Consider the following 18,669-nt stretch of genomic DNA (forward strand, 5'->3'; position numbering starts at 1 on the left):
TTTATCGAGGTAAGAATCTATCAAAAGACTGCCAATATTTATCCTTGTAAATATCAAAAGTAATTTTTAACCTATCTGAGTATTTTGATTCAATCTCATAAAAAACCTTAGAAGGCTTTCTAAAATCGGCACATGCGAAATATACCTCTCGCATATTATCAGCCGTTTGCCTACCAATATTAAGATAGCCATCAAAATCTTTAAGCTGTTCCAAAACTTCATCTTCAATAACACTTAAAAGATTATAAGTGTTTTCATCTGGCATACCGTTATCCGCAATACATTTATACTCTATTTCGAGCACAGCAACCCATGGATGCGATGCTTTGCTATCCCATTGAAGCAAATCGGTATTTACAACTGCTAAAAGCGATAAACCAGACTCCATAGTAGCTTCTAACGCTGCATAACTATCTTTATCAGTAGAATGACGCAGTCCATCATATTTTTCAATGAATTCCTTTTCACGCCAAATTAGAAAATCTTTTAATTTCTCTATAGGCACCAAATCCGCTTGAGCATCAACGGTATTAATAACATTTAGATTATCGATAATAGAAACAGCGTTTAATTCGCCTAAAGCATTATCTAAAAACAAATAAACACCGTTAGTAACATCTAAACGTTGCTCTTCAGTTAAATCTTTATGGGTTATAGTAATATCAATTTCATCAGGATAATCTCCTAAGTCGTTAGAATAAAAATGAAGTGTATTTTTACTAAACTCCAACTCTCCTATTTGGATGTTCGAGTCATCGAAACCAGATTCAGGTTTTAAAGCTGTAATTCTCCAACCTTTAATTTCCGGAGCTTCGTTTACTAAATCTTCAACAAAAGCAATGTTTCTTAAATCACCATCGGCGGTTAAAATAAGTTCTGCTGTATCAACATCATACATTCCTGCAAGAAACCAAAACCCTTCTTTTAACTCATCTAATTTCAAAGATAAATCATTAAAAAACAACTCATTAACATCGCCTTCCTCACTAATCGCTTTAAAAAATGATTTTTCGTTTTTAACAAACCACTTCCAAAAATCTGAATAAGATTTTACAGGCATATCTTTCTTTAGTAACTTATTAAAAAAACTCATACCGCACCATTAGGTGATTTCGTTTTAAACGAATATAACAATTGAAAATAAAAAAAAGAAGAACATGAGATTACTCTACACGTTCTATTTTGGCACCAATAGCGCGTAAACGCTCGTCGATGTTTTCGTAACCACGATCTATTTGCTCAATATTCTGTATGGTCGATGTTCCTTTTGCAGAAAGTGCTGCAATTAGCAAAGACACACCCGCACGAATATCTGGAGACGTCATGGTTGTTGCTTTTAAAGTCGATTTAAAATCGTGACCAATAACGGTAGCTCTATGCGGATCGCATAAAATAATTTTTGCTCCCATATCAATCAATTTATCCACGAAGAATAAACGACTTTCGAACATTTTTTGATGTATTAAAACACTACCTCTAGCTTGTGTAGCCACAACTAGAATGATACTCAATAAATCTGGAGTAAAACCAGGCCAAGGCGCATCGGAAATGGTTAAAATAGAACCATCTATATAACTTTGAATTTCGTAACCGTTAGTATGTGCAGGAATATGAATATCATCGCCTTGCTTTTCAACGGTGATTCCTAATTTTCTAAAAACGCTAGGTATTACGCCTAAATCGTTCCAGCTTACATTAGAAATGGTAAGTTCACTTTTCGTCATAGCCGCAAGACCAATCCAACTTCCAATTTCAATCATATCAGGAAGCATACGGTGTTCCGTACCTCCTAAAGCTTCAACACCTTCAATAATAAGCATGTTAGAACCAACACCACTAATTTTGGCACCCATTCTGTTTAGCATTTTACAAAGCTGTTGCAAATAAGGCTCGCAAGCCGCATTGTAAATTGTAGTTGTTCCTCGGGCTAAAACAGCAGCCATTACAATATTTGCTGTTCCGGTAACCGATGCTTCTTCAAGCAACATATAAGTCCCAGTTAAATACTCGGCTTCTACGCCGTAAAACTGATCTTCTTTACTGTATTTAAATTTAGCACCTAAATTAATTAGGCCTTCAAAATGCGTATCTAATCTACGACGACCAATTTTATCTCCTCCTGGTTTTGGAATATATCCTTTACCAAAACGAGCTAATAAAGGCCCAACAATCATTATAGATCCTCTTAAACCACGACCATCCACTTTAAAAGCGTCAGATTCTAGATAATCTAAATCAACTTCGTCGGCTTGAAAAGTATAACTACCGTTATTTATTTTTTCAACCTTAACACCTAGTTTTCTTAATAAGTTTATAAGCTTATTAACATCTATAATGTCTGGAATATTATTTATTGTAACCAGTTCTGGAGTTAGTAGAACGGCACATAGAATTTGTAAAGCTTCGTTTTTTGCTCCTTGAGGTTGGATACTTCCTTTTAATTGGTGTCCTCCTTCAATTTTAAATGTTCCCATGCGTAAAAATTAGTAGCGTTTTCTTTGGCGGTTATTAGTGCTATTGCTCTTTTTTTGACCACCTTTTTTATTGTTATTATTAGCGAATTTCGATTTAGTTCTCAACAAACTAGTAGAATCTGATAAATCTTCTTCAGAATTTCGAAGATCTATTTTTCCTTCAGATAATTCGAACAGATGTCCGTAAATTACGGCATCTTCAACGGTATCTTTATTCCAATTTAAAAAACACTTTTTCATGTGATTTGCAATGGTATAAAGCAACGCTTCTTTTAATTCACCATCTTCCCATGTGTTTGCCACATCGATCATGGTTTTAATATTATTTCCGTAGAAACGATATTTCGGGAAGTTTTGTGGGTATTTTAAAGGCTCAGGACGCTCTTCGTAAATTTCTTTAGTAGGAATTTCATAAGGAGAATCTGCATCTAATTCAAAATTAGACATTATAAAAAGTTGATCCCAAAGTTTATGTTTAAAATCTGGAACATCGCGTAAATGCGGTTGCATATTACCCATTACAGCAATAATGCCGTTTGCTAATTTATTACGTTCTTCTTTTGTTTCTCTTGTTTTAGCGTAATTAATCATTTTCTGCATATGTCTTCCGTACTCTGGAATGATTAAATGCTCACGCTCTGTGTTGTATTCTAAATCGTCTATCAAAATAATGTGTAGAATTTATATTGTTGCATGTAGTTGTTATGCTTGCGCAAAATACAAAAAAAATTGAATAGCACGATTATTATTACCAAATCAATTATTGCGCGTACTTATTTATTAACCTAACGAGCAAATTATTTAGAAATTCAACCTCATATTCTCCAACAGTTGGCTCTATATGGTCGTTGCCAATTCCGCTATCGTTTGTAATAAACACATAGGTTCCGTTGGTTGCAATAGCAAAATAACGCATTAAAAACTCGGTAGATTTATCGATACCACTTGCCGTTACCGGAATCAATTTCACACCATTTTTGGCCGCTTTAATTAACGATTTCTTAATACTTAAATTTACGTCATCGGTTTGGTGTGGTGGCGCATCTAAAAGTAAAAAAGCAATTCGTGTTTTAGAATTTGTACCCCATTGCAAATCGTTTATTGCTTCATCTAAAGCTTCCTCCACGGCCTCTTCAAAATCGCCTCCACCATCTGCGCTTTGCTTGCTAATGAAATCTACAGTAGAAGAAATACTCGTTGTAAAATCTGATCGTCTGGTAACATAATCATCGCCCTGATCTCTATAAAACACCGTAGAAGTTAAAATTGTAGAATTGGCATTATCTTCTTGTGCACGACTAATAACATTAGTTAAATCGCTCTTTAAAAATTCAAGCTCATCGCCCATTGAGCCCGTAGCATCAACAATAAAAGCTACTTCTATTTTATTGGCAGTAGTTGTTGTATTCTGAATATTAAAAACATTTACACCTTCATTAAAAAAAGAAACTGCTTGACTTATTACTTCACCATTAATTTGAACATCGTAATCGGCAAGATTTACTGAAGAACTCGCCTTTCCGCTATCGAATAAGTCTACAAACAAATTAGCTTCACCTAAATTATCTGTTTTAGCTTCGCTGATAATTTCGCCATCTTTTAACAGAGAAAGCGATACATTGTTTAAAGGTTGTGAGGTGTTTTGATCTAAAATTTGAAACGCAATGCGTTTTGATGTATTGAAACTCCAGTTTTCTTGAAATGCAGTATAATCTTGAGAATTTAATAAATCGATCCAAAAATCCCACTGAGTTAAATCGTTCCATTCACCAGCCGTAATTTGGCCGGCACTTTCGCCGTTTCCCCCATTACCAGAATCTCCTGAACTCTCTGAACCTTTTGAGCTCGAAGATGCTGATGAATCGAGTTCATAACTTCCATCAACAGCACTATCACCGTTTTCACAACTGAACAAAACAAAAACAGAACATAAAACTAAAGCAATTTTCTTCATCTTAAACATTTTATTTCAAGATGCAAAATTATGCAAAAGGTTGCTTCAGAATAAAAAATAAAGTTTCAAACTCACGCTTTTTACATAAATTTAAAAGACAACAAATAAGATTTTCGTTTTCACGGAATTAAAACAAGTACAATTATTAAAGACTAATTACACCTTCTATTTTAGAAGCGACCTCTTTATATTTCTCGATAACAGTTTCAGGTTTTTCCATAACAACATCAATAGAAACACTAGTATATTTCCCGTTTTTAGATTCTTTTGTTTTGATAACAGCACCTAAACCATCGAAAATAGTTTCAATTTTCTCAATCTTTTCTTTGTTTGAAAGTACAATGAATTTATATAAGTATTCTGCAGGCCAAACGTCTGTATCGTATAATTGTTCTTTTAATTTATCGTAAAATTCTTCTGAATTTGGAGGTGTGCTCATTACATATTTATTTGGCTGCAAATATACAGTTTAGTTTCGATTTTTTTTATAGATTATAAATTCCGATTTTTACACAAAAATAAAGCAGCATTGAACACTAAAAAGATTGTTATTACGGGCGGTCCAGGAACTGGAAAATCAACTTTAATTAATGAATTAATAAAAAGAGGCCATACTTGTTTAGAAGAAATTTCGCGACAAGTAATTTTAGATGCCAAAAAAGAAGGTATTGATCAGCTCTTTTTAACCAACCCGCTCATGTTTAGCGAACTCCTCTTAAAGGGGCGACAAAAACAATTTGTTGATGCCGAATTATTTAAAAAAGAAATCGTGTTTTTCGATCGTGGTTTGCCCGATGTACTAGCTTACATGGATTTTATTGGCGATGAATGTCCAGAAAACTTCATTGAAACTTGCAACAAATCTAAATACCACACAGTTTTTATATTAAAACCTTGGGAAGCTATTTACACCAGTGATAATGAGCGTTACGAAACCTTTGATCAAGCTTTAGAAATTCACGATCATTTAGTAAAAACATACGAAAAATACGACTATAATTTAATAGATGTACCTTTTGATACTGTTGAAAATAGAACCCATTTTATTTTAAACGAATTAAAGATGTAAACGTCCAGAATGGAACACCCTATTAACATACTAGAACGTTATTGGAAATTTACAGAATTCCGACCAAACCAAGAAGCCATTATAAATTCGGTTTTGGCAGGTGAGGATACCTTTGCGCTTTTACCAACTGGTGGCGGAAAATCGTTATGTTTCCAAATTCCTGCTCTGGTAAAAAAAGGGATATGCATTGTGGTCTCACCACTTATTGCTTTAATGAAAGACCAAGTACAGTCCTTAAACAATAAAGGGATTAAGGCCATGGCGCTTACAAGTGGGATTTCATATAAAGAATTAGACACGCTTCTAGACAATTGTATCTACGGAAATTACAAGTTTCTATACCTATCTCCCGAGCGACTGCAACAAGAATTGGTACAAGACCGCATTAGGTTAATGAATGTGAATTTAATTGCCATAGATGAGGCACACTGTATTTCGCAATGGGGTAGCGATTTTAGACCAGCTTACAATAATATTGCGCTTTTAAGACAGCTACAACCTACGGTAAACGCTATTGCACTAACGGCATCTGCAAAACCAGAGGTTATTGATGATATTGTAAAACAACTCGATTTTATTAATCCTAAAATATTTAAGCAATCTTTTTTAAGACCCAATTTGGCTTATTTAGTTTACGATGAAAATGATAAATATTACAGAATACAGACGATATTAAAAAAATATAAACAGTCTTCTATTATTTATGTTAGAAATAGAAAACCAACTATTGAGCTTAGTGCTTTTTTAGAATCTCAAAACATAACCGCTACCTTTTACCACGGCGGTTTGCACAATAGCGAAAAGGATAAAAACATGGATGCCTGGATCAATAACCAAAAACAGGTTATGGTGGCTACAAATGCCTTTGGAATGGGGATTGATAAACCCGATGTAAAAACCGTGATACATATTAGCCTACCAGAAAGTATAGAAAGTTACTTTCAAGAAGCTGGACGCGTTGGTAGAAATGGTGATAAGGCTTTTGCAGTAATTTTGAAAAACAAAAGTGACCAAGCTAGTATTAAAAAACAGTTTTTAGGATCTTTAGCTAGTGTCGATTTTGTAAAGCAAGTTTATAGAAAACTATGTAATTATTTTCAGGTGCCTTATGGTGAAGGTGAATATTTAACTTTTGAGTTCGATTTTAATACCTTTTGCAAAACGTACAAGTTTAGCCCAAGCTCGTGCTACAACGCTTTATTGATTTTAGATAGAAATAGTATTATTACACTTTCTAAACAATTTAAAAACAAGGTTACAGTACAGTTCATTATTTCTAACTCGGCATTGTTCAATTATTTAGATACACATACGGAGTACAGTATTATTGTAAAATCTATTTTACGCATGTATGGCGGTGTTTTTGAGCAAGTCACCAAAATTGCATTGGCCAAAATAACAGAGAAATCGGCGATAAGCGAAGTAAAAATAGTGAACGCTTTAAAGCAGCTAGAACACGATGGTATTATTACCTTAAAACTATCTGCAACAGATGCCGAAGTTACTTTTATTCAGCCACGAGAAGATGATAAAACTATTAACAGAATAGCAAAAACTATAGAACAGCAAAATAATTTAAAGCAACAGCAAGTAAAGGCGATGCTAGATTATATTGAAAACGAATCGGTGTGTAAAAGCATGCAACTCCTCGCCTATTTTGGAGAAACAGAAATTAGTCCTTGCGGTGTTTGTTCGGTTTGTACTCAAGCTAAAAAAATTAAGGTTTCATCAAATGATATCTCAACTATAAAAAACCAAGTTATTGAGCTTTTAGAAAATGGGGATCAATCTTCTAGACAAATTTCGGCTTTACTAAACACTTCCGAAGAACATATAAAACAGGTTTTAAAATTACTTTTAGAACATCAAATAGTAACGATAACAGCAAAGAATACTTATAAGTTGAGCCATTTATAATTCAGCTTAATTATTAAATTCAGAAATAAACTTCAACTACACCTATTATAATAGGTATATAAAACGAAATACTAAACATGTTTAAGCTAAGGCCTACATGTTAGAAAAAACAAGATTAGAAATGAAAGATTTAAAAATAGTATTTATGGGAACGCCTGATTTTGCCGTTACCATTTTAAAAACATTAGTAGAAAACAAACAAAACATAGTTGGCGTAATTACGGCTCCGGATAAACCTGCAGGACGTGGCCGTAAACTAAACGAAAGCGCCGTAAAGGTTTATGCAAAATCGGTTGGATTAAATATTTTACAACCTACCAACTTAAAGAATGAAGACTTTTTGGAAGAATTAAAGGCGTTAAATGCGAATTTACACATTGTAGTAGCCTTTAGAATGTTACCAAAAGCGGTTTGGCAAATGCCTGAATATGGTACTTTTAATTTGCACGCTTCTTTATTACCTAACTATCGTGGAGCTGCCCCTATTAATTGGGCTATTATAAATGGAGAAACAAAAACTGGCGTTTCAACCTTCTTTATTGATGAGAAAATTGATACTGGTGCTATGATTCTTCAAGAAGAAATAAAAATAGAGCCAGAAGAACATGCAGGAAGCTTACATGATAAGTTAATGCACTTAGGGAGTGATTTGGTTTTAAAAACGGTTAACCTTATTAAAGAAGGCCCTGTTAAAACAGTTCCACAACAAGAAACGGCAGATATAAAAACGGCATACAAACTAAATAAGGATAACTGCAAAATAGATTGGAATGCCTCTATAGAAGATATCCATAATAAAATACGTGGTTTAAGCCCATACCCAGCAGCATGGTGTACCTTAATTAATGGTGATGATAGCCTAGACATTAAGATTTATAGTGCTAAAAAAGAAATTATTGAGCATAAGGATGCTATAGGACTTATTGTTTCTACAAAAAAAGAGTTAAAAGTCGCTGTGAGTAAAGGTTACCTTATTATAGATGATATTAAGCTTCCTGGTAAGCGAACTATGGATGTAAAATCACTTTTAAATGGCTATCAATTTGAAAGCGATGCAAAAATGCTGTAAAGCCTTATTCCTGCTGATGTTATTAAAAAAACGTTAAATCAACGTGTCTTTATTAACAAATGCTATAAGTTATTAACAAAACCACGAATTTCCCTTGCTATTACTTGTGTTATTGAGTAATCCGTATAAATTTGTATAGGATATAACAAAATGTTTAACCAATTTATTAATAATTAAATTTTATATTATGAACAAGACAGATTTAATCGATGCTATGGCAGAACACGCAGGAATTACTAAGGCTGCTGCTAAAAAAGCTTTAGAATGTGCAATTATTGAAATCGAAGGAGCTTTACAAAAAGGTAACAGAGTTTCTTTAGTAGGTTTTGGTTCTTGGTCAGTTTCTAAAAGAGCTGCAAGAGAAGGAAGAAACCCTCAAACAGGTGATACTATCCAAATTAAAGCAAAAAACGTTGTAAAGTTTAAAGCTGGTGCAGATTTATCAAGTGCAGTAAACTAATTATTTGCTTCATAAATATTCAGAAAAGCCTTCAAATTTTGAAGGCTTTTTTTGTATATATGTATTAAAGACTTGCTTTTTTAATAAATTAATATTAGATTTAATTACTAATTCCTGAAAATATGGTGACTACACAACCAAAAAAAGGTGATTTATTAATAGCAGAACCAGCTATTATTGGAGACGTTTCATTTAATCGCTCTATTGTTTTACTAGCCGATCATACTATTGAAGGTTCTATTGGTTTTATTTTAAATAAGCCTTTAGAATATACTATAAACGACTTAATACCAGAGCTTGATGCCTCGTTTAAAGTTTATAATGGCGGCCCTGTAGAGCAAGATAATCTTTACTTTATTCATAAAATACCAGAACTAATACCAAACAGTATTGAAATATCTTTGGGTATTTATTGGGGTGGCGATTTTAATGAAGTAGCAGAACTTATTGCTAACAAAACCATTAACGAAAACGACATAAAGTTCTTTTTAGGCTATTCTGGATGGGATACTAACCAATTATCTGATGAGTTAAAAGCTAATTCTTGGGTGGTTACCGAAAACATCTATAAAAAAGATGTTATTGAAAAAAGCTACAAATCTTTCTGGAAAGAAAAAATGTTAGAATTTGGTGGAGAATATAGTATTTGGTCTAATGCTCCCGAAAACCCGAGTTATAATTAACTCACTCTAATTTTAATATTTAATTCTTGAATTAAAAGTTTAGATACTTCTGATTTAAAAGTCTTTTTCCTGTATTTACTTACCGCTTGAATACCAACAATAACATTGGTAATAAAAATTTCGTCTGCCTTTTGAAGTTCAAAAGGAGAAATTGCCTCTTCTACCAATTCATATTCTGGTAAACTTTTTATTGTTTCTATAATTTGCTTACGCATTACACCTTTTAAACAACCGTTTTCTATTGGTGGCGTTTTTATAGTATTGCCTTTTACAACAAACACATTTCCGTTTAAAGCTTCAATTACTTGCTTATCGGTATTTAAAACTAAACAATTGTCGAGTTTGTTTTCTTTGGCATAGATACTACCAACTACATTTAAAGCCTTGTTATTAGTTTTTAAGCTCGATAACAAACTTGGAGACACATAGTAATCTTTAAATAAATCGACCTCGTAGAAGGCGTCTTTCACGATATAAAAATCAGTGTCAATAGGTTTTACAGCAATTAGAAAACTAATATCGTTGGTTTCGGGTAAATACAAGCCACCTTCATTTCTAAAAACAGTTAATTTCACTCTAGAAGATGCGTTTGATAGATTGTTTTCCGTTAAGGTCTTTTGTATTTGCTCTTCTAAATATTCCATGGTAAAATTCATAGGAATCTCCATGCGCATAATTCGCATAGACGCCATAAGTCTAAAATAATGATCTTCCCAAAACAATAATTTACCATAAGAGGCTTTAATTGTTTCAAATAAGGCATCACCATAGGCAAAACCTCTGTTGTTAATAGATAAGAGTGTATTATCTTCTAAAATATTTTCGTTAAAATTTACCATAAAAAAGTCCCGTTTTCATTAAGTGTAAAAACGGGACAAATATAATCGAATATTATGTTTTTTATATTACGCTGAGCCTAATACTTGCTTTAAACTTGATATTTGGTTGGTCCAAAGCATTTTAGATTCGTCTACTTCATCTTCTTCGGCATAATCAGTCACCATTAAAGAAACATCTTTTGTAATTTCATCTACTTGAATTCTAATTTCAAAATAATAAGAATCGCCTTCCTCTTCATCTTCTAACCATCTAAATTTAACACGCTCGCCACTTTTTTTATTTAATAGTTTTGCTTTTTCTTCGCTACCATCCCAAATAAAAGTAAACAACTCTCCTCTTGAATTTACGTTGTCTGAAAACCATTCAGATAATCCAGAAGGTGTTGATATATATTGATATAACAATTGTGGTGATGCTTGTATAGGAAACTCTATATTATATTTTACTTTCTCGTCCATATATGATTTAATCTTTATGTTGACAATATATACATTAATTAAGAAGTACCACAGAAAATTTAATAATATTTTTTGCCACTAATGTTTGTGTAATCTAATTATGTTTTTATCTTTGCACCCGCGGAAACGCATATGGCGAGGTAGCTCAGCTGGTTAGAGCGTCGGATTCATAACTCGGAGGTCATGGGATCGTGCCCCATTCTCGCTACAGGTAAACAAAGGGAAAGCCAAGAATTTTATTCTTGGCTTTTTTTATTTTGCTAAAACATTTGGTGCTTTTTTCGCACCATAATACAATTAGCACCAATTTATATCGAATTAATAAAGCTATTGTACTAATCCCACAGAATAATAAAAGATAGCGGATAAACCACTCCTATGCAAAAACAAAATATTAGCAACTTTTTCTTGTTTTTGTTTTTGTTTTTGTTTTTGTTTTAAGAAATGTATAGTCAAAAGAAGTTTAATTAGAGCGTGATATCTTAAAAAAGCGATTAGCATTTTCTCTATGAACGATAAAAAAAATACAAGTTTATAAAACAGCAACCTATAAAATTTCCTACTGAAGCGATACAAAGCATTAAAAATAAGCAAAGTAGTAATTACTTCGGGTTAAGATAGGTGCCAAATAAGTTATGAGTAGAAAACCAAAAGATAAGCTCGCTTGTTAAGATCATTTTGAGGTTAATTTTAAAGCCATAGCTCTTCAAGAATAAAATCAGAATTGAAAGCATAAAACTACAAGGTACCTAAACTAAGAGTAGCCCGTATAATAAGAATCAATTATTTGTTTGCAAAAAAAAAGCGTAATTTTAAAACAATCACAGAAAGCAATCATAATTACCTCATAGCACCTAATTTATTGAATCACTGTTTTGATGTTAATCGAAAAAAACTAATTTAGGTAAGTGACATTACTTATATTCAAACCAAACAATACTGGCTATACCTTACAGTAATTATTGATTTATTTAATAGAAAAATGATTAGATGGTCTTTAAGCAAAGACCTTTCTACAAATAACACTATTCAAGAAACCGCCTTACATGATAATAAATTAGTTCCTATTAATCTCTATAACATCTTTCTCTTCTACATTCTAAAAAAATTAATACTAAACCTCCCATTTGGAGAATATATTTTTAGTTTTTTTGACTCGTTCATAACGTATAAATCAAATTCACCAATTAACCAACTTATCCTAAATAGTGATATTATTAATAACCTCAACTTTGTTAAGTTTGAAATGTGTGGCTTAGTATTAAGAGTTTCGATATTCATATTGTATAAAAAAATAACGTATTAATAATGCCATCTTACAAAAGCCTCCATAGCTGCGTAATGTGCCATACCTAATTGATCATACAACTCGGCTGTTTCTTTATTCCTATCCTCGGCGCGTTGCCAAAATTCTCTACTATCTGTACCTTGGAACACCACACCATCTTTTTGTGATTGATGTTTAAAAATCCCTTTGCGTTTTTCCAAAACCTGGTCTGGCCCCATAGGTACAGCCATTTCAATTTCGTCTATTCCCCATTCTTGCCATGCGCCTCGGTATAACCAAACCCAACAATCCGTCATAAATTTCTTTGGCTTAAGTGTTTTTACGGCTTCAAAAATAGCATCTAAACATACTTTATGCGTACCATGCGGGTCCGCTAAATCACCAGCGGCAAAAATTTGATGTGGTTTTATTCTTTCAATTAATTCTGCTGTAATTTTCACATCGGCAATCCCTATTGGATTCTTTTTAATGGCTCCTGTTTCATAAAATGGTAATTCCATAAAATGAATTTGTTCATCTGGAATACCTATAAAATGACATGTTGCTCGTGCTTCACCCTTTCTAATAATCCCTTTAATACATCTCACTTCAGGACTATCAATTTCACTAGATTTTTTCTTTTTAAGGAAATCTGCTGCTTTTTTATAAATAGCATTTGCTTCTATACTTTCAATACCAAATTTCTGGTTATAATCGCAAACAAAACTTGCAAAACGTAAAGCTTCATCATCAGCCACAGCTATATTGCCTGAAGTTTGATATCCAATATGAACCTCGTGACCCTGCTCATGTAACCTTTTAAACGTACCTCCCATACTAATGATATCATCGTCGGGGTGTGGGCTAAAAATAATAACACGTTTTTTTAATGGCTCGGCACGTTCTGGTCGCTTAATATCATCGGCATTTGGCTTTCCCCCCGGCCAACCTGTAATAGTATTTTGAAGCTTATTAAATATTTTAATATTGATATCGTAGGCTGGACCAGAATCGGCTAGCAAATCACTCATACCGTTCTCGATATAATCATCATCAGTAAGCATTAAGATAGGCTTCTTTAAATTTAGAGCTAAATTTAAAACGGCTTTTCTAATAAGCTTATCAGACCACTCAATCTTTTCAACCAACCAAGGTGAATTAATCCGAGTTAATTTGGAAGCTGCCGCTAGATCTAAAACAAAACTTGCATTATTATGCTCCTGCAAATATGACGCTGGAATATGACTACTAACTTCACCTTCTGCTGATGCCTTAATGATATTAGACTTCCCTTCTCCCCAAGCCATTAGAATAACTCTCCTGGCTTCCATTATTTTTTTAACACCTAAGGTAATAGCTGTTCTTGGCGTATTCCCTAATCCAGAAAAATCGCCACTTGCTGCTACTCTAGTTATATGATCTAATGCGACCAAACGAGTTTTAGAATTTTGAAGTGAACCAGCTTCATTAAATCCAATATGCCCATTACCTCCAATACCTAAAATTTGTAAATCGATACCTCCTAAGGCTTCAATTTTAGCTTCGTAAGCATTACAATAATCGGCAATAGCTTCTTTTGATAATAAGCCATCTGGAACATGATAATTTTCTGGTAAAATATCAATATGATTAAATAGTTGTTCTTTCATAAAACGAACATAACTATTTATAGAATCGGGTTCCATTGGGTAATATTCATCTAGATTAAAAGATATTACGTTTTTAAAACTTAAACCTTCTTCTTTGTGTAAACGCACCAATTCTGCATACAGCCCCTTTGGAGAAGAACCAGTTGCTAACCCCAAAATACAAGGTTGTTTTTGAGCTTGTTTAACATTAATTAAATCGGCAATTTCTTTTGCAACTGCCTTAGATGCAGTTGTTGAATCTTGATAAACTACCGTACCTATATTCTCAAATCTTTTTTCGAATCCTGTTGCTTTGTCAATACTACTTTTTAACATAACGTGTATTTATTTCGGTGAAATTATTTTGTTTATTTATTGATTTTTCCTCCAATTTCTAATTTTGTGTCCCCAAATAGCATAAAAAAGAATAAAGACATAACAAGGTGTTAAAATCCAATAACTTTGTGTTGATGCTGTTGCCATGGCATCGGTTTGATTCATACCTTGAGCTATTAAATCTAGTTCATTAGCATCTACAATTTTGCCATATAATGGAGGTATAATGGCACCACCAGAGATTGCCATAATTAATAATGCTGAACCTGTTTTTGTAAACTTCCCTAAACCATCTAAAGTTAAAGGCCATATTGCTGGCCAAACTAAAGCATTTGCGATGCCTAGTGCTGCAACAAATAATATTGAAGTAAATCCTGTTGTGGATATAATGCAAATACTAAAAATAATACCTAATACAGCACTAGTTTTTAATGCTGTGCTTTGTTTTATGTATTTAGGAATTAAGAAAACACCTAAAAGATAAGTAGCTACCATGGCCATTAAGGTATATGTAGTAAAGTATTTAGCTTCTTCTCCAGAAAAACCAAGAGATATTCCATACGCTATAATAGTATCTCCTGCAATAACCTCTGCTCCTACGTAAACAAACAATGCCAAAACGCCTAACCATAAATGCGGAAATTGAAAAATACTGTTTTTAATACTTTTTTCGTTATTAGCCTCTTCTTTTCCTCCGGCGTCTACATGTGGTAAAGGTGCTTTTCTAATTAAAACACCCAATACAAAAAGGACTAAAGCCATAATTAAATACGGTATAAAAACACTATCTGCCATAGTATCTAATAGTGTGTTTTTTTCTTCTAATGTAGCGGAACCTAATTTTTCTTTAACCTCATCGATACCAGATAATAATATAGCTCCAAAAATTAAAGAGCCTAAAGCACCTGCTATTTTATTAGCTATACCCATAATAGCAATTCGTTTTGCACCACTTTCCAATGGTCCTAAAATTGTAATGTATGGATTTGCTGCTGTTTGCAACAAAGTCATCCCGACACCTTGAATAAAAATCCCCGTCAAAAACACCCAATAGGTTCTAGCTTCAGCGGCAGGAATAAAAACCAGCGCACCTATACCCATAATAATTAAACCCAAAGACATTCCTTTTCTATATCCAATTTTATTTAAAATATATGATGCTGGCAAAGCCATAACCACAAATGAGATATATGATGCGGAAGCTACTAAATAAGATTGCGCATCGGTAAGTTCGTTTATAGTTTTCATGAACGGAATTAAAGCCCCATTAATCCAAGTGACGAATCCAAAAATAAAGAAAATTCCTGCTATAATAATTACAGGCACCAAGGTGCTGCTTTTTTGCGTTGTGGTTTCGGGAGTAATCATAAATATTTTAAATTATTGTTTTACTATTTTGATGGTATTATAATTTGCTAGCTTCAATCTTCATAGAAAACCCATTAATGCATTCTAATGTAATTATAGTATGGTCTCCAGAATTATCTACATTTTGAATATAATCTGCTGGAATGACTGTCCATTTTCCTTTTAAGGTTATTTTAAGTTCTACAGGCATACTGTAGTTTTTAAATCGTCCTTTTTTATATTCAGGAAAATTTAAATCAGGTTGTACCGCACTTATAGTAAAAGCTTCTGCCGAGTTTTGTTTAACCATAACCAAAGCAGGCTCTGATACGGTTTCTAATAAACCATACTTTAAATTTTCTTCCTTTTCAAAAACCACATAACCTGTTGTATTCGTTTTTTTATCCAAAACAATATGTGCAATACTATCTGCACGTTCTATACTAAAAGACTCATCAGTTGCAATTAATTTTCCGAAATTCTTTTGAGAATCTTCATCTAAAAAAGGATAAATAACATATTGATAAGATGCATTCTTAGGTGCTACCCCATGATCGACCCAAGCAGTAACATAATCGGCCTCGGTTTCTTTAGCTCCTTTTCCTTTTGCATTCATGGAGCCGGTATTGATAGAATATTTATTATGATATGAATGTTGTTTTTCCTTCTTAATTTGAACAGGTGTATTAGAAAGCACATGATAGCCATTTCCGTAAGCATCTGTTAACCAAATATCAAATCCTGAATCTTGCTTAAGTTCTGTTTTAAAAGGAAACTTTTTTATAGTTTCTGATGCCGTATACAATGGTATTTTAGTATCTGATAAAAAATTTTGAAACAAATTAGTTTGTGTTAAATTCTTGGTATCTATACTAGAAATATTAGTGCCAATACAAATTAATTTATCACCAAAAGAGAACACCGATTTCTTAGCTTTTAAACGTCCTGGATATCCTACTTTATCTTCAGGACCATCAGCATTAGTCCCTTTACCTTCATTTAAAATCATTCCAAAAATACCGTTATCATCTAAAGTTGTAGAACCTGCGAAAGACTCATTAGATCTAAACATGAGTAATGGCATTTCTGCCTCTAATTCTTCCAATGGTAAATAAATAATTGTTCCTCCCGGATAGCGATTCCAATCCCAACCTTCTTGTTTAAAACCACTACCTGTTTCACCCTCATTATTTAATAACTGAATAGTTCCATTTGCCGGATATCTTCCATACCTGTTTTCATTTACATAGATCTCTGAAGCCCAAACATTCTTACTGTATCCTTTTATGATGGCTGCCCAATTCTTTCTTCTATGTACTGACGTGGCTGCATAAGGCATTGTGTAATAACCTGATAAATTTTCTTTTCGTATACCATTTACTTGAGTAAAAAGAGACGTATTCAACATATCATCTTTCCCCCAAAGTCTTAAATATGCCGCTGCAACATCTTTATCAATATTCTCTCTACCTTCTGGGTTACCAGCATAAACCATTAATAAAAATTCTTTCTTTAGGGATACAATTCCATTTTCTTCAATGGGGTGGCGGCCTGCGTTACCAAAGCCCCATTCATAAAACTGACTATATATTCGTGACTCTAAAAATGCTTTTTTGAAATTTTTGTGTCCTGCTGTAGAAATACGAAACCTGGTTTTAGCTAAAGTACTTATTACTTTGGGAACCGAATGAAAAGCGCCTATTCCGTATGCTGGATAATGACCGTTATGATGCCAAGATGTTCCATCAACTTTAAAGCCTCCATCTTCCTTTTGTTGTGCTAATGTAATAGAGATATAATTAGAATACGCACGTAACATTGCCGATTGCATCTCTTGTTTTTCAAACATAAAAATGAGCATTAAATGATAGTACGATTGCGTGTTTAAATAATCGATATTAACATGAAATGTGCTTTCATCGTTTAAGAGCATTCCTAAATTAAATAACCAATGCAAACTTGCCCCTACTTCGTTTAATAATCCATTATCGTACAATAATTGGCGCATAGTAAAAAATGCTTCGGTAATTTCTCTAACATTATAACCTATATGGTGTCTGGTTCCTCCACTAGAACCTGCTTGCCAACCTTGATCTAAAAAATACTTTGTTCCCGTTAAAAACATCGCTCTAATTTCTGCTTGTTCTTCAGGGTTTGCTCTATTGTAAAAATTGGCTAATTGTTTTAAAACTCGACCTAAGTCTTTTACATCGTTAAATTTATTTGGCCCTTGTTGCTTTTCATCATAATACTCCTCGAATTCCTTAAAAGTTAAAGGAGGCCCAACTACAATATTTCCTTTTTCTTTGATATTTAAATTTTGATATAAATCTCGGAGCGTATTTATATAGACTTTATATTTTTTATCGACTGCTAAACTTTGATCTATTAGTTTTTCGAACTTTTTTAGATCTAATCGAATAGCCATAGAAATTGGTGTTGGTTCTAAACTTTTAATATTATTATAATTACTAGTCAAAGCCATCCAATGGTCGGATCCTAAATTGGTATCTGATTTTATAAATGGTACAATTTCATCTGGGTATTGAAACCTATCATCTTGATATTGAGAAAAAATAATATCATCGAAAAACAATTTTCCTTCAACAGAAGTTGTACTTATTTTAAAGGTATCAAAATCAATAGATTTGCTTTTTAATGGAGCATTGCCTTGCATTTCATAAAACGGAACCCAAATGCGTCTCCATCCTGTAAAAGATAAATCTACTTTGAACCAAACTTCTTGTTTTCCATTTTTTTCATAAGAAATTGTTATTTTTTCATCTTGAGCCTCCTCATTATAAATAGACATTTGAAGTGTTGGGCTAGCAGGAAAATGATCGCCATAAGCTAACGGACTTTCTTCTTGTGATAAGATTTTAAAATTAGATGTTGAAAAACTACTTTCTCCATTCCATTCCCAAAGCAATGATGATTTTCCATATCTATTATGAGCCTCACTTATAGATACTTTACTATTCTCTACTTTATAAAACTCTAAAGCTTTTTGAGACTCGAAAGACTCTATAGCAGGGTTATAATCTTGTTGTGCAAAACAACTTACATTTATAAGTAACCCCATTAAAAAAAGGAAGCATTTCATACTATTTGAAAAACATATAATTCTTTTCATCTACTTGTGTTTTTGGTATAAAATTGAGGTTGTT

At 32.9% G+C, this 18,669-nt stretch carries 15 protein-coding genes and 1 tRNA gene; 6 read left to right on the forward strand and 10 right to left on the reverse strand.

Annotation, left to right across the window (positions count from 1 at the left end; genetic code table 11):
• Nucleotide 1 precedes the first annotated feature (1 nt).
• From V6246_RS04745 to V6246_RS04765, 5 genes are all read right to left on the reverse strand, one after another.
• Nucleotides 2–1,093: a DUF695 domain-containing protein gene (locus V6246_RS04745; protein WP_341559248.1), complete on the reverse strand. Its 1,092-nt coding sequence runs from the start codon at nt 1,091–1,093 to the stop codon at nt 2–4.
• Nucleotides 1,094–1,163: 70 nt separating this feature from the next.
• Nucleotides 1,164–2,474: a UDP-N-acetylglucosamine 1-carboxyvinyltransferase gene (gene murA / locus V6246_RS04750; RefSeq protein WP_341559249.1), complete on the reverse strand. Its 1,311-nt coding sequence runs from the start codon at nt 2,472–2,474 to the stop codon at nt 1,164–1,166.
• Nucleotides 2,475–2,483: 9 nt separating this feature from the next.
• The gene (locus V6246_RS04755) at nt 2,484–3,140 is read right to left on the reverse strand and encodes a DUF4290 domain-containing protein (protein ID WP_341559251.1); all 657 of its coding nucleotides are present in this window, start codon (nt 3,138–3,140) and stop codon (nt 2,484–2,486) included.
• Nucleotides 3,141–3,234: 94 nt separating this feature from the next.
• Entirely contained in the window at nt 3,235–4,428 is a 1,194-nt protein-coding gene (locus tag V6246_RS04760) for a vWA domain-containing protein (protein WP_341559252.1), read from the reverse strand.
• A gap of 145 nt (nt 4,429–4,573) precedes the next feature.
• Nucleotides 4,574–4,867, reverse strand: a complete 294-nt coding sequence (locus V6246_RS04765; RefSeq protein ID WP_341559254.1) for a DUF493 family protein — start codon at nt 4,865–4,867, stop codon at nt 4,574–4,576.
• A 90-nt stretch (nt 4,868–4,957) separates the two neighbouring features.
• Here V6246_RS04765 and V6246_RS04770 point away from each other — a divergent pair, with 90 nt between their 5' ends.
• The 5 genes from V6246_RS04770 (at nt 4,958) to V6246_RS04790 (ending at nt 9,626) form a co-directional block, all read left to right on the forward strand.
• A complete protein-coding gene (locus V6246_RS04770) occupies nt 4,958–5,497 on the forward strand; it encodes an ATP-binding protein (protein ID WP_341559256.1) in 540 nt (179 codons plus the stop codon).
• Nucleotides 5,498–5,506: 9 nt separating this feature from the next.
• Nucleotides 5,507–7,414: a RecQ family ATP-dependent DNA helicase gene (locus V6246_RS04775; RefSeq protein WP_341559258.1), complete on the forward strand. Its 1,908-nt coding sequence runs from the start codon at nt 5,507–5,509 to the stop codon at nt 7,412–7,414.
• A 121-nt stretch (nt 7,415–7,535) separates the two neighbouring features.
• Nucleotides 7,536–8,483, forward strand: a complete 948-nt coding sequence (gene fmt / locus V6246_RS04780) for a methionyl-tRNA formyltransferase (protein ID WP_341559260.1) — start codon at nt 7,536–7,538, stop codon at nt 8,481–8,483.
• Between the two features lie 187 nt (nt 8,484–8,670).
• A complete protein-coding gene (locus V6246_RS04785) occupies nt 8,671–8,943 on the forward strand; it encodes an HU family DNA-binding protein (protein ID WP_159020619.1) in 273 nt (90 codons plus the stop codon).
• 122 nt (nt 8,944–9,065) lie between these two features.
• Nucleotides 9,066–9,626 carry a YqgE/AlgH family protein gene (locus V6246_RS04790; RefSeq protein WP_159020620.1) on the forward strand — a complete coding sequence of 187 codons (561 nt, stop codon included), beginning with the start codon at nt 9,066–9,068 and terminating at the stop codon, nt 9,624–9,626.
• Here the strand turns inward: V6246_RS04790 and V6246_RS04795 are convergent.
• On the reverse strand, nt 9,623–10,465 hold the full coding sequence (locus V6246_RS04795; RefSeq protein ID WP_341559262.1) for an aminotransferase class IV: 843 nt from the start codon (nt 10,463–10,465) through the stop codon (nt 9,623–9,625). The two genes, V6246_RS04790 and V6246_RS04795, sit on opposite strands and share 4 nt — an antisense overlap.
• 66 nt (nt 10,466–10,531) lie before the next feature.
• On the reverse strand, nt 10,532–10,924 hold the full coding sequence (locus V6246_RS04800) for an START-like domain-containing protein (protein ID WP_042498517.1): 393 nt from the start codon (nt 10,922–10,924) through the stop codon (nt 10,532–10,534).
• A gap of 134 nt (nt 10,925–11,058) precedes the next feature.
• On the opposite strand from V6246_RS04800, the gene V6246_RS04805 reads away from it, so the two are divergent.
• Nucleotides 11,059–11,132 (forward strand) — tRNA-Met (locus tag V6246_RS04805).
• Nucleotides 11,133–12,226: 1,094 nt separating this feature from the next.
• On the opposite strand, the gene nagB is transcribed toward V6246_RS04805, so the two are convergent.
• From nagB to V6246_RS04820, 3 genes are read right to left on the reverse strand one after another with little or no spacing between them, the layout of a single operon-like run.
• The gene (gene nagB, locus V6246_RS04810; protein ID WP_341559265.1) at nt 12,227–14,155 is read right to left on the reverse strand and encodes a glucosamine-6-phosphate deaminase; all 1,929 of its coding nucleotides are present in this window, start codon (nt 14,153–14,155) and stop codon (nt 12,227–12,229) included.
• 36 nt (nt 14,156–14,191) lie between these two features.
• Nucleotides 14,192–15,523 (reverse strand): sugar MFS transporter, encoded by a 1,332-nt coding sequence (locus V6246_RS04815; protein ID WP_341559267.1) that lies wholly within the window; start codon nt 15,521–15,523, stop codon nt 14,192–14,194.
• 37 nt (nt 15,524–15,560) lie between these two features.
• The gene (locus V6246_RS04820; RefSeq protein ID WP_341559269.1) at nt 15,561–18,635 is read right to left on the reverse strand and encodes a chondroitinase family polysaccharide lyase; all 3,075 of its coding nucleotides are present in this window, start codon (nt 18,633–18,635) and stop codon (nt 15,561–15,563) included.
• Between the last annotated feature and the right edge of the window lie 34 nt (nt 18,636–18,669).

The organism is Algibacter sp. TI.3.09 (assembly GCF_038154905.1).
GTDB lineage: Bacteria > Bacteroidota > Bacteroidia > Flavobacteriales > Flavobacteriaceae > Algibacter.

What these genes read in the sequence shown, in the direction of transcription:
- V6246_RS04745 (WP_341559248.1), bottom strand. Translation starts at nt 1,093, where the DNA reads ATGAGTTTTTTTAATAAGTTACTAAAGAAAGATATGCCTGTAAAATCT.
- murA (WP_341559249.1), bottom strand. Translation starts at nt 2,474, where the DNA reads ATGGGAACATTTAAAATTGAAGGAGGACACCAATTAAAAGGAAGTATC.
- V6246_RS04760 (WP_341559252.1), bottom strand. Translation starts at nt 4,428, where the DNA reads ATGAAGAAAATTGCTTTAGTTTTATGTTCTGTTTTTGTTTTGTTCAGT.
- V6246_RS04765 (WP_341559254.1), bottom strand. Translation starts at nt 4,867, where the DNA reads ATGAGCACACCTCCAAATTCAGAAGAATTTTACGATAAATTAAAAGAA.
- V6246_RS04775 (WP_341559258.1), top strand. Translation starts at nt 5,507, where the DNA reads ATGGAACACCCTATTAACATACTAGAACGTTATTGGAAATTTACAGAA.
- fmt (WP_341559260.1), top strand. Translation starts at nt 7,536, where the DNA reads ATGAAAGATTTAAAAATAGTATTTATGGGAACGCCTGATTTTGCCGTT.
- V6246_RS04785 (WP_159020619.1), top strand. Translation starts at nt 8,671, where the DNA reads ATGAACAAGACAGATTTAATCGATGCTATGGCAGAACACGCAGGAATT.
- V6246_RS04790 (WP_159020620.1), top strand. Translation starts at nt 9,066, where the DNA reads ATGGTGACTACACAACCAAAAAAAGGTGATTTATTAATAGCAGAACCA.
- V6246_RS04795 (WP_341559262.1), bottom strand. Translation starts at nt 10,465, where the DNA reads ATGGTAAATTTTAACGAAAATATTTTAGAAGATAATACACTCTTATCT.
- V6246_RS04800 (WP_042498517.1), bottom strand. Translation starts at nt 10,924, where the DNA reads ATGGACGAGAAAGTAAAATATAATATAGAGTTTCCTATACAAGCATCA.
- nagB (WP_341559265.1), bottom strand. Translation starts at nt 14,155, where the DNA reads ATGTTAAAAAGTAGTATTGACAAAGCAACAGGATTCGAAAAAAGATTT.
- V6246_RS04815 (WP_341559267.1), bottom strand. Translation starts at nt 15,523, where the DNA reads ATGATTACTCCCGAAACCACAACGCAAAAAAGCAGCACCTTGGTGCCT.
- V6246_RS04820 (WP_341559269.1), bottom strand. Translation starts at nt 18,635, where the DNA reads ATGAAAAGAATTATATGTTTTTCAAATAGTATGAAATGCTTCCTTTTT.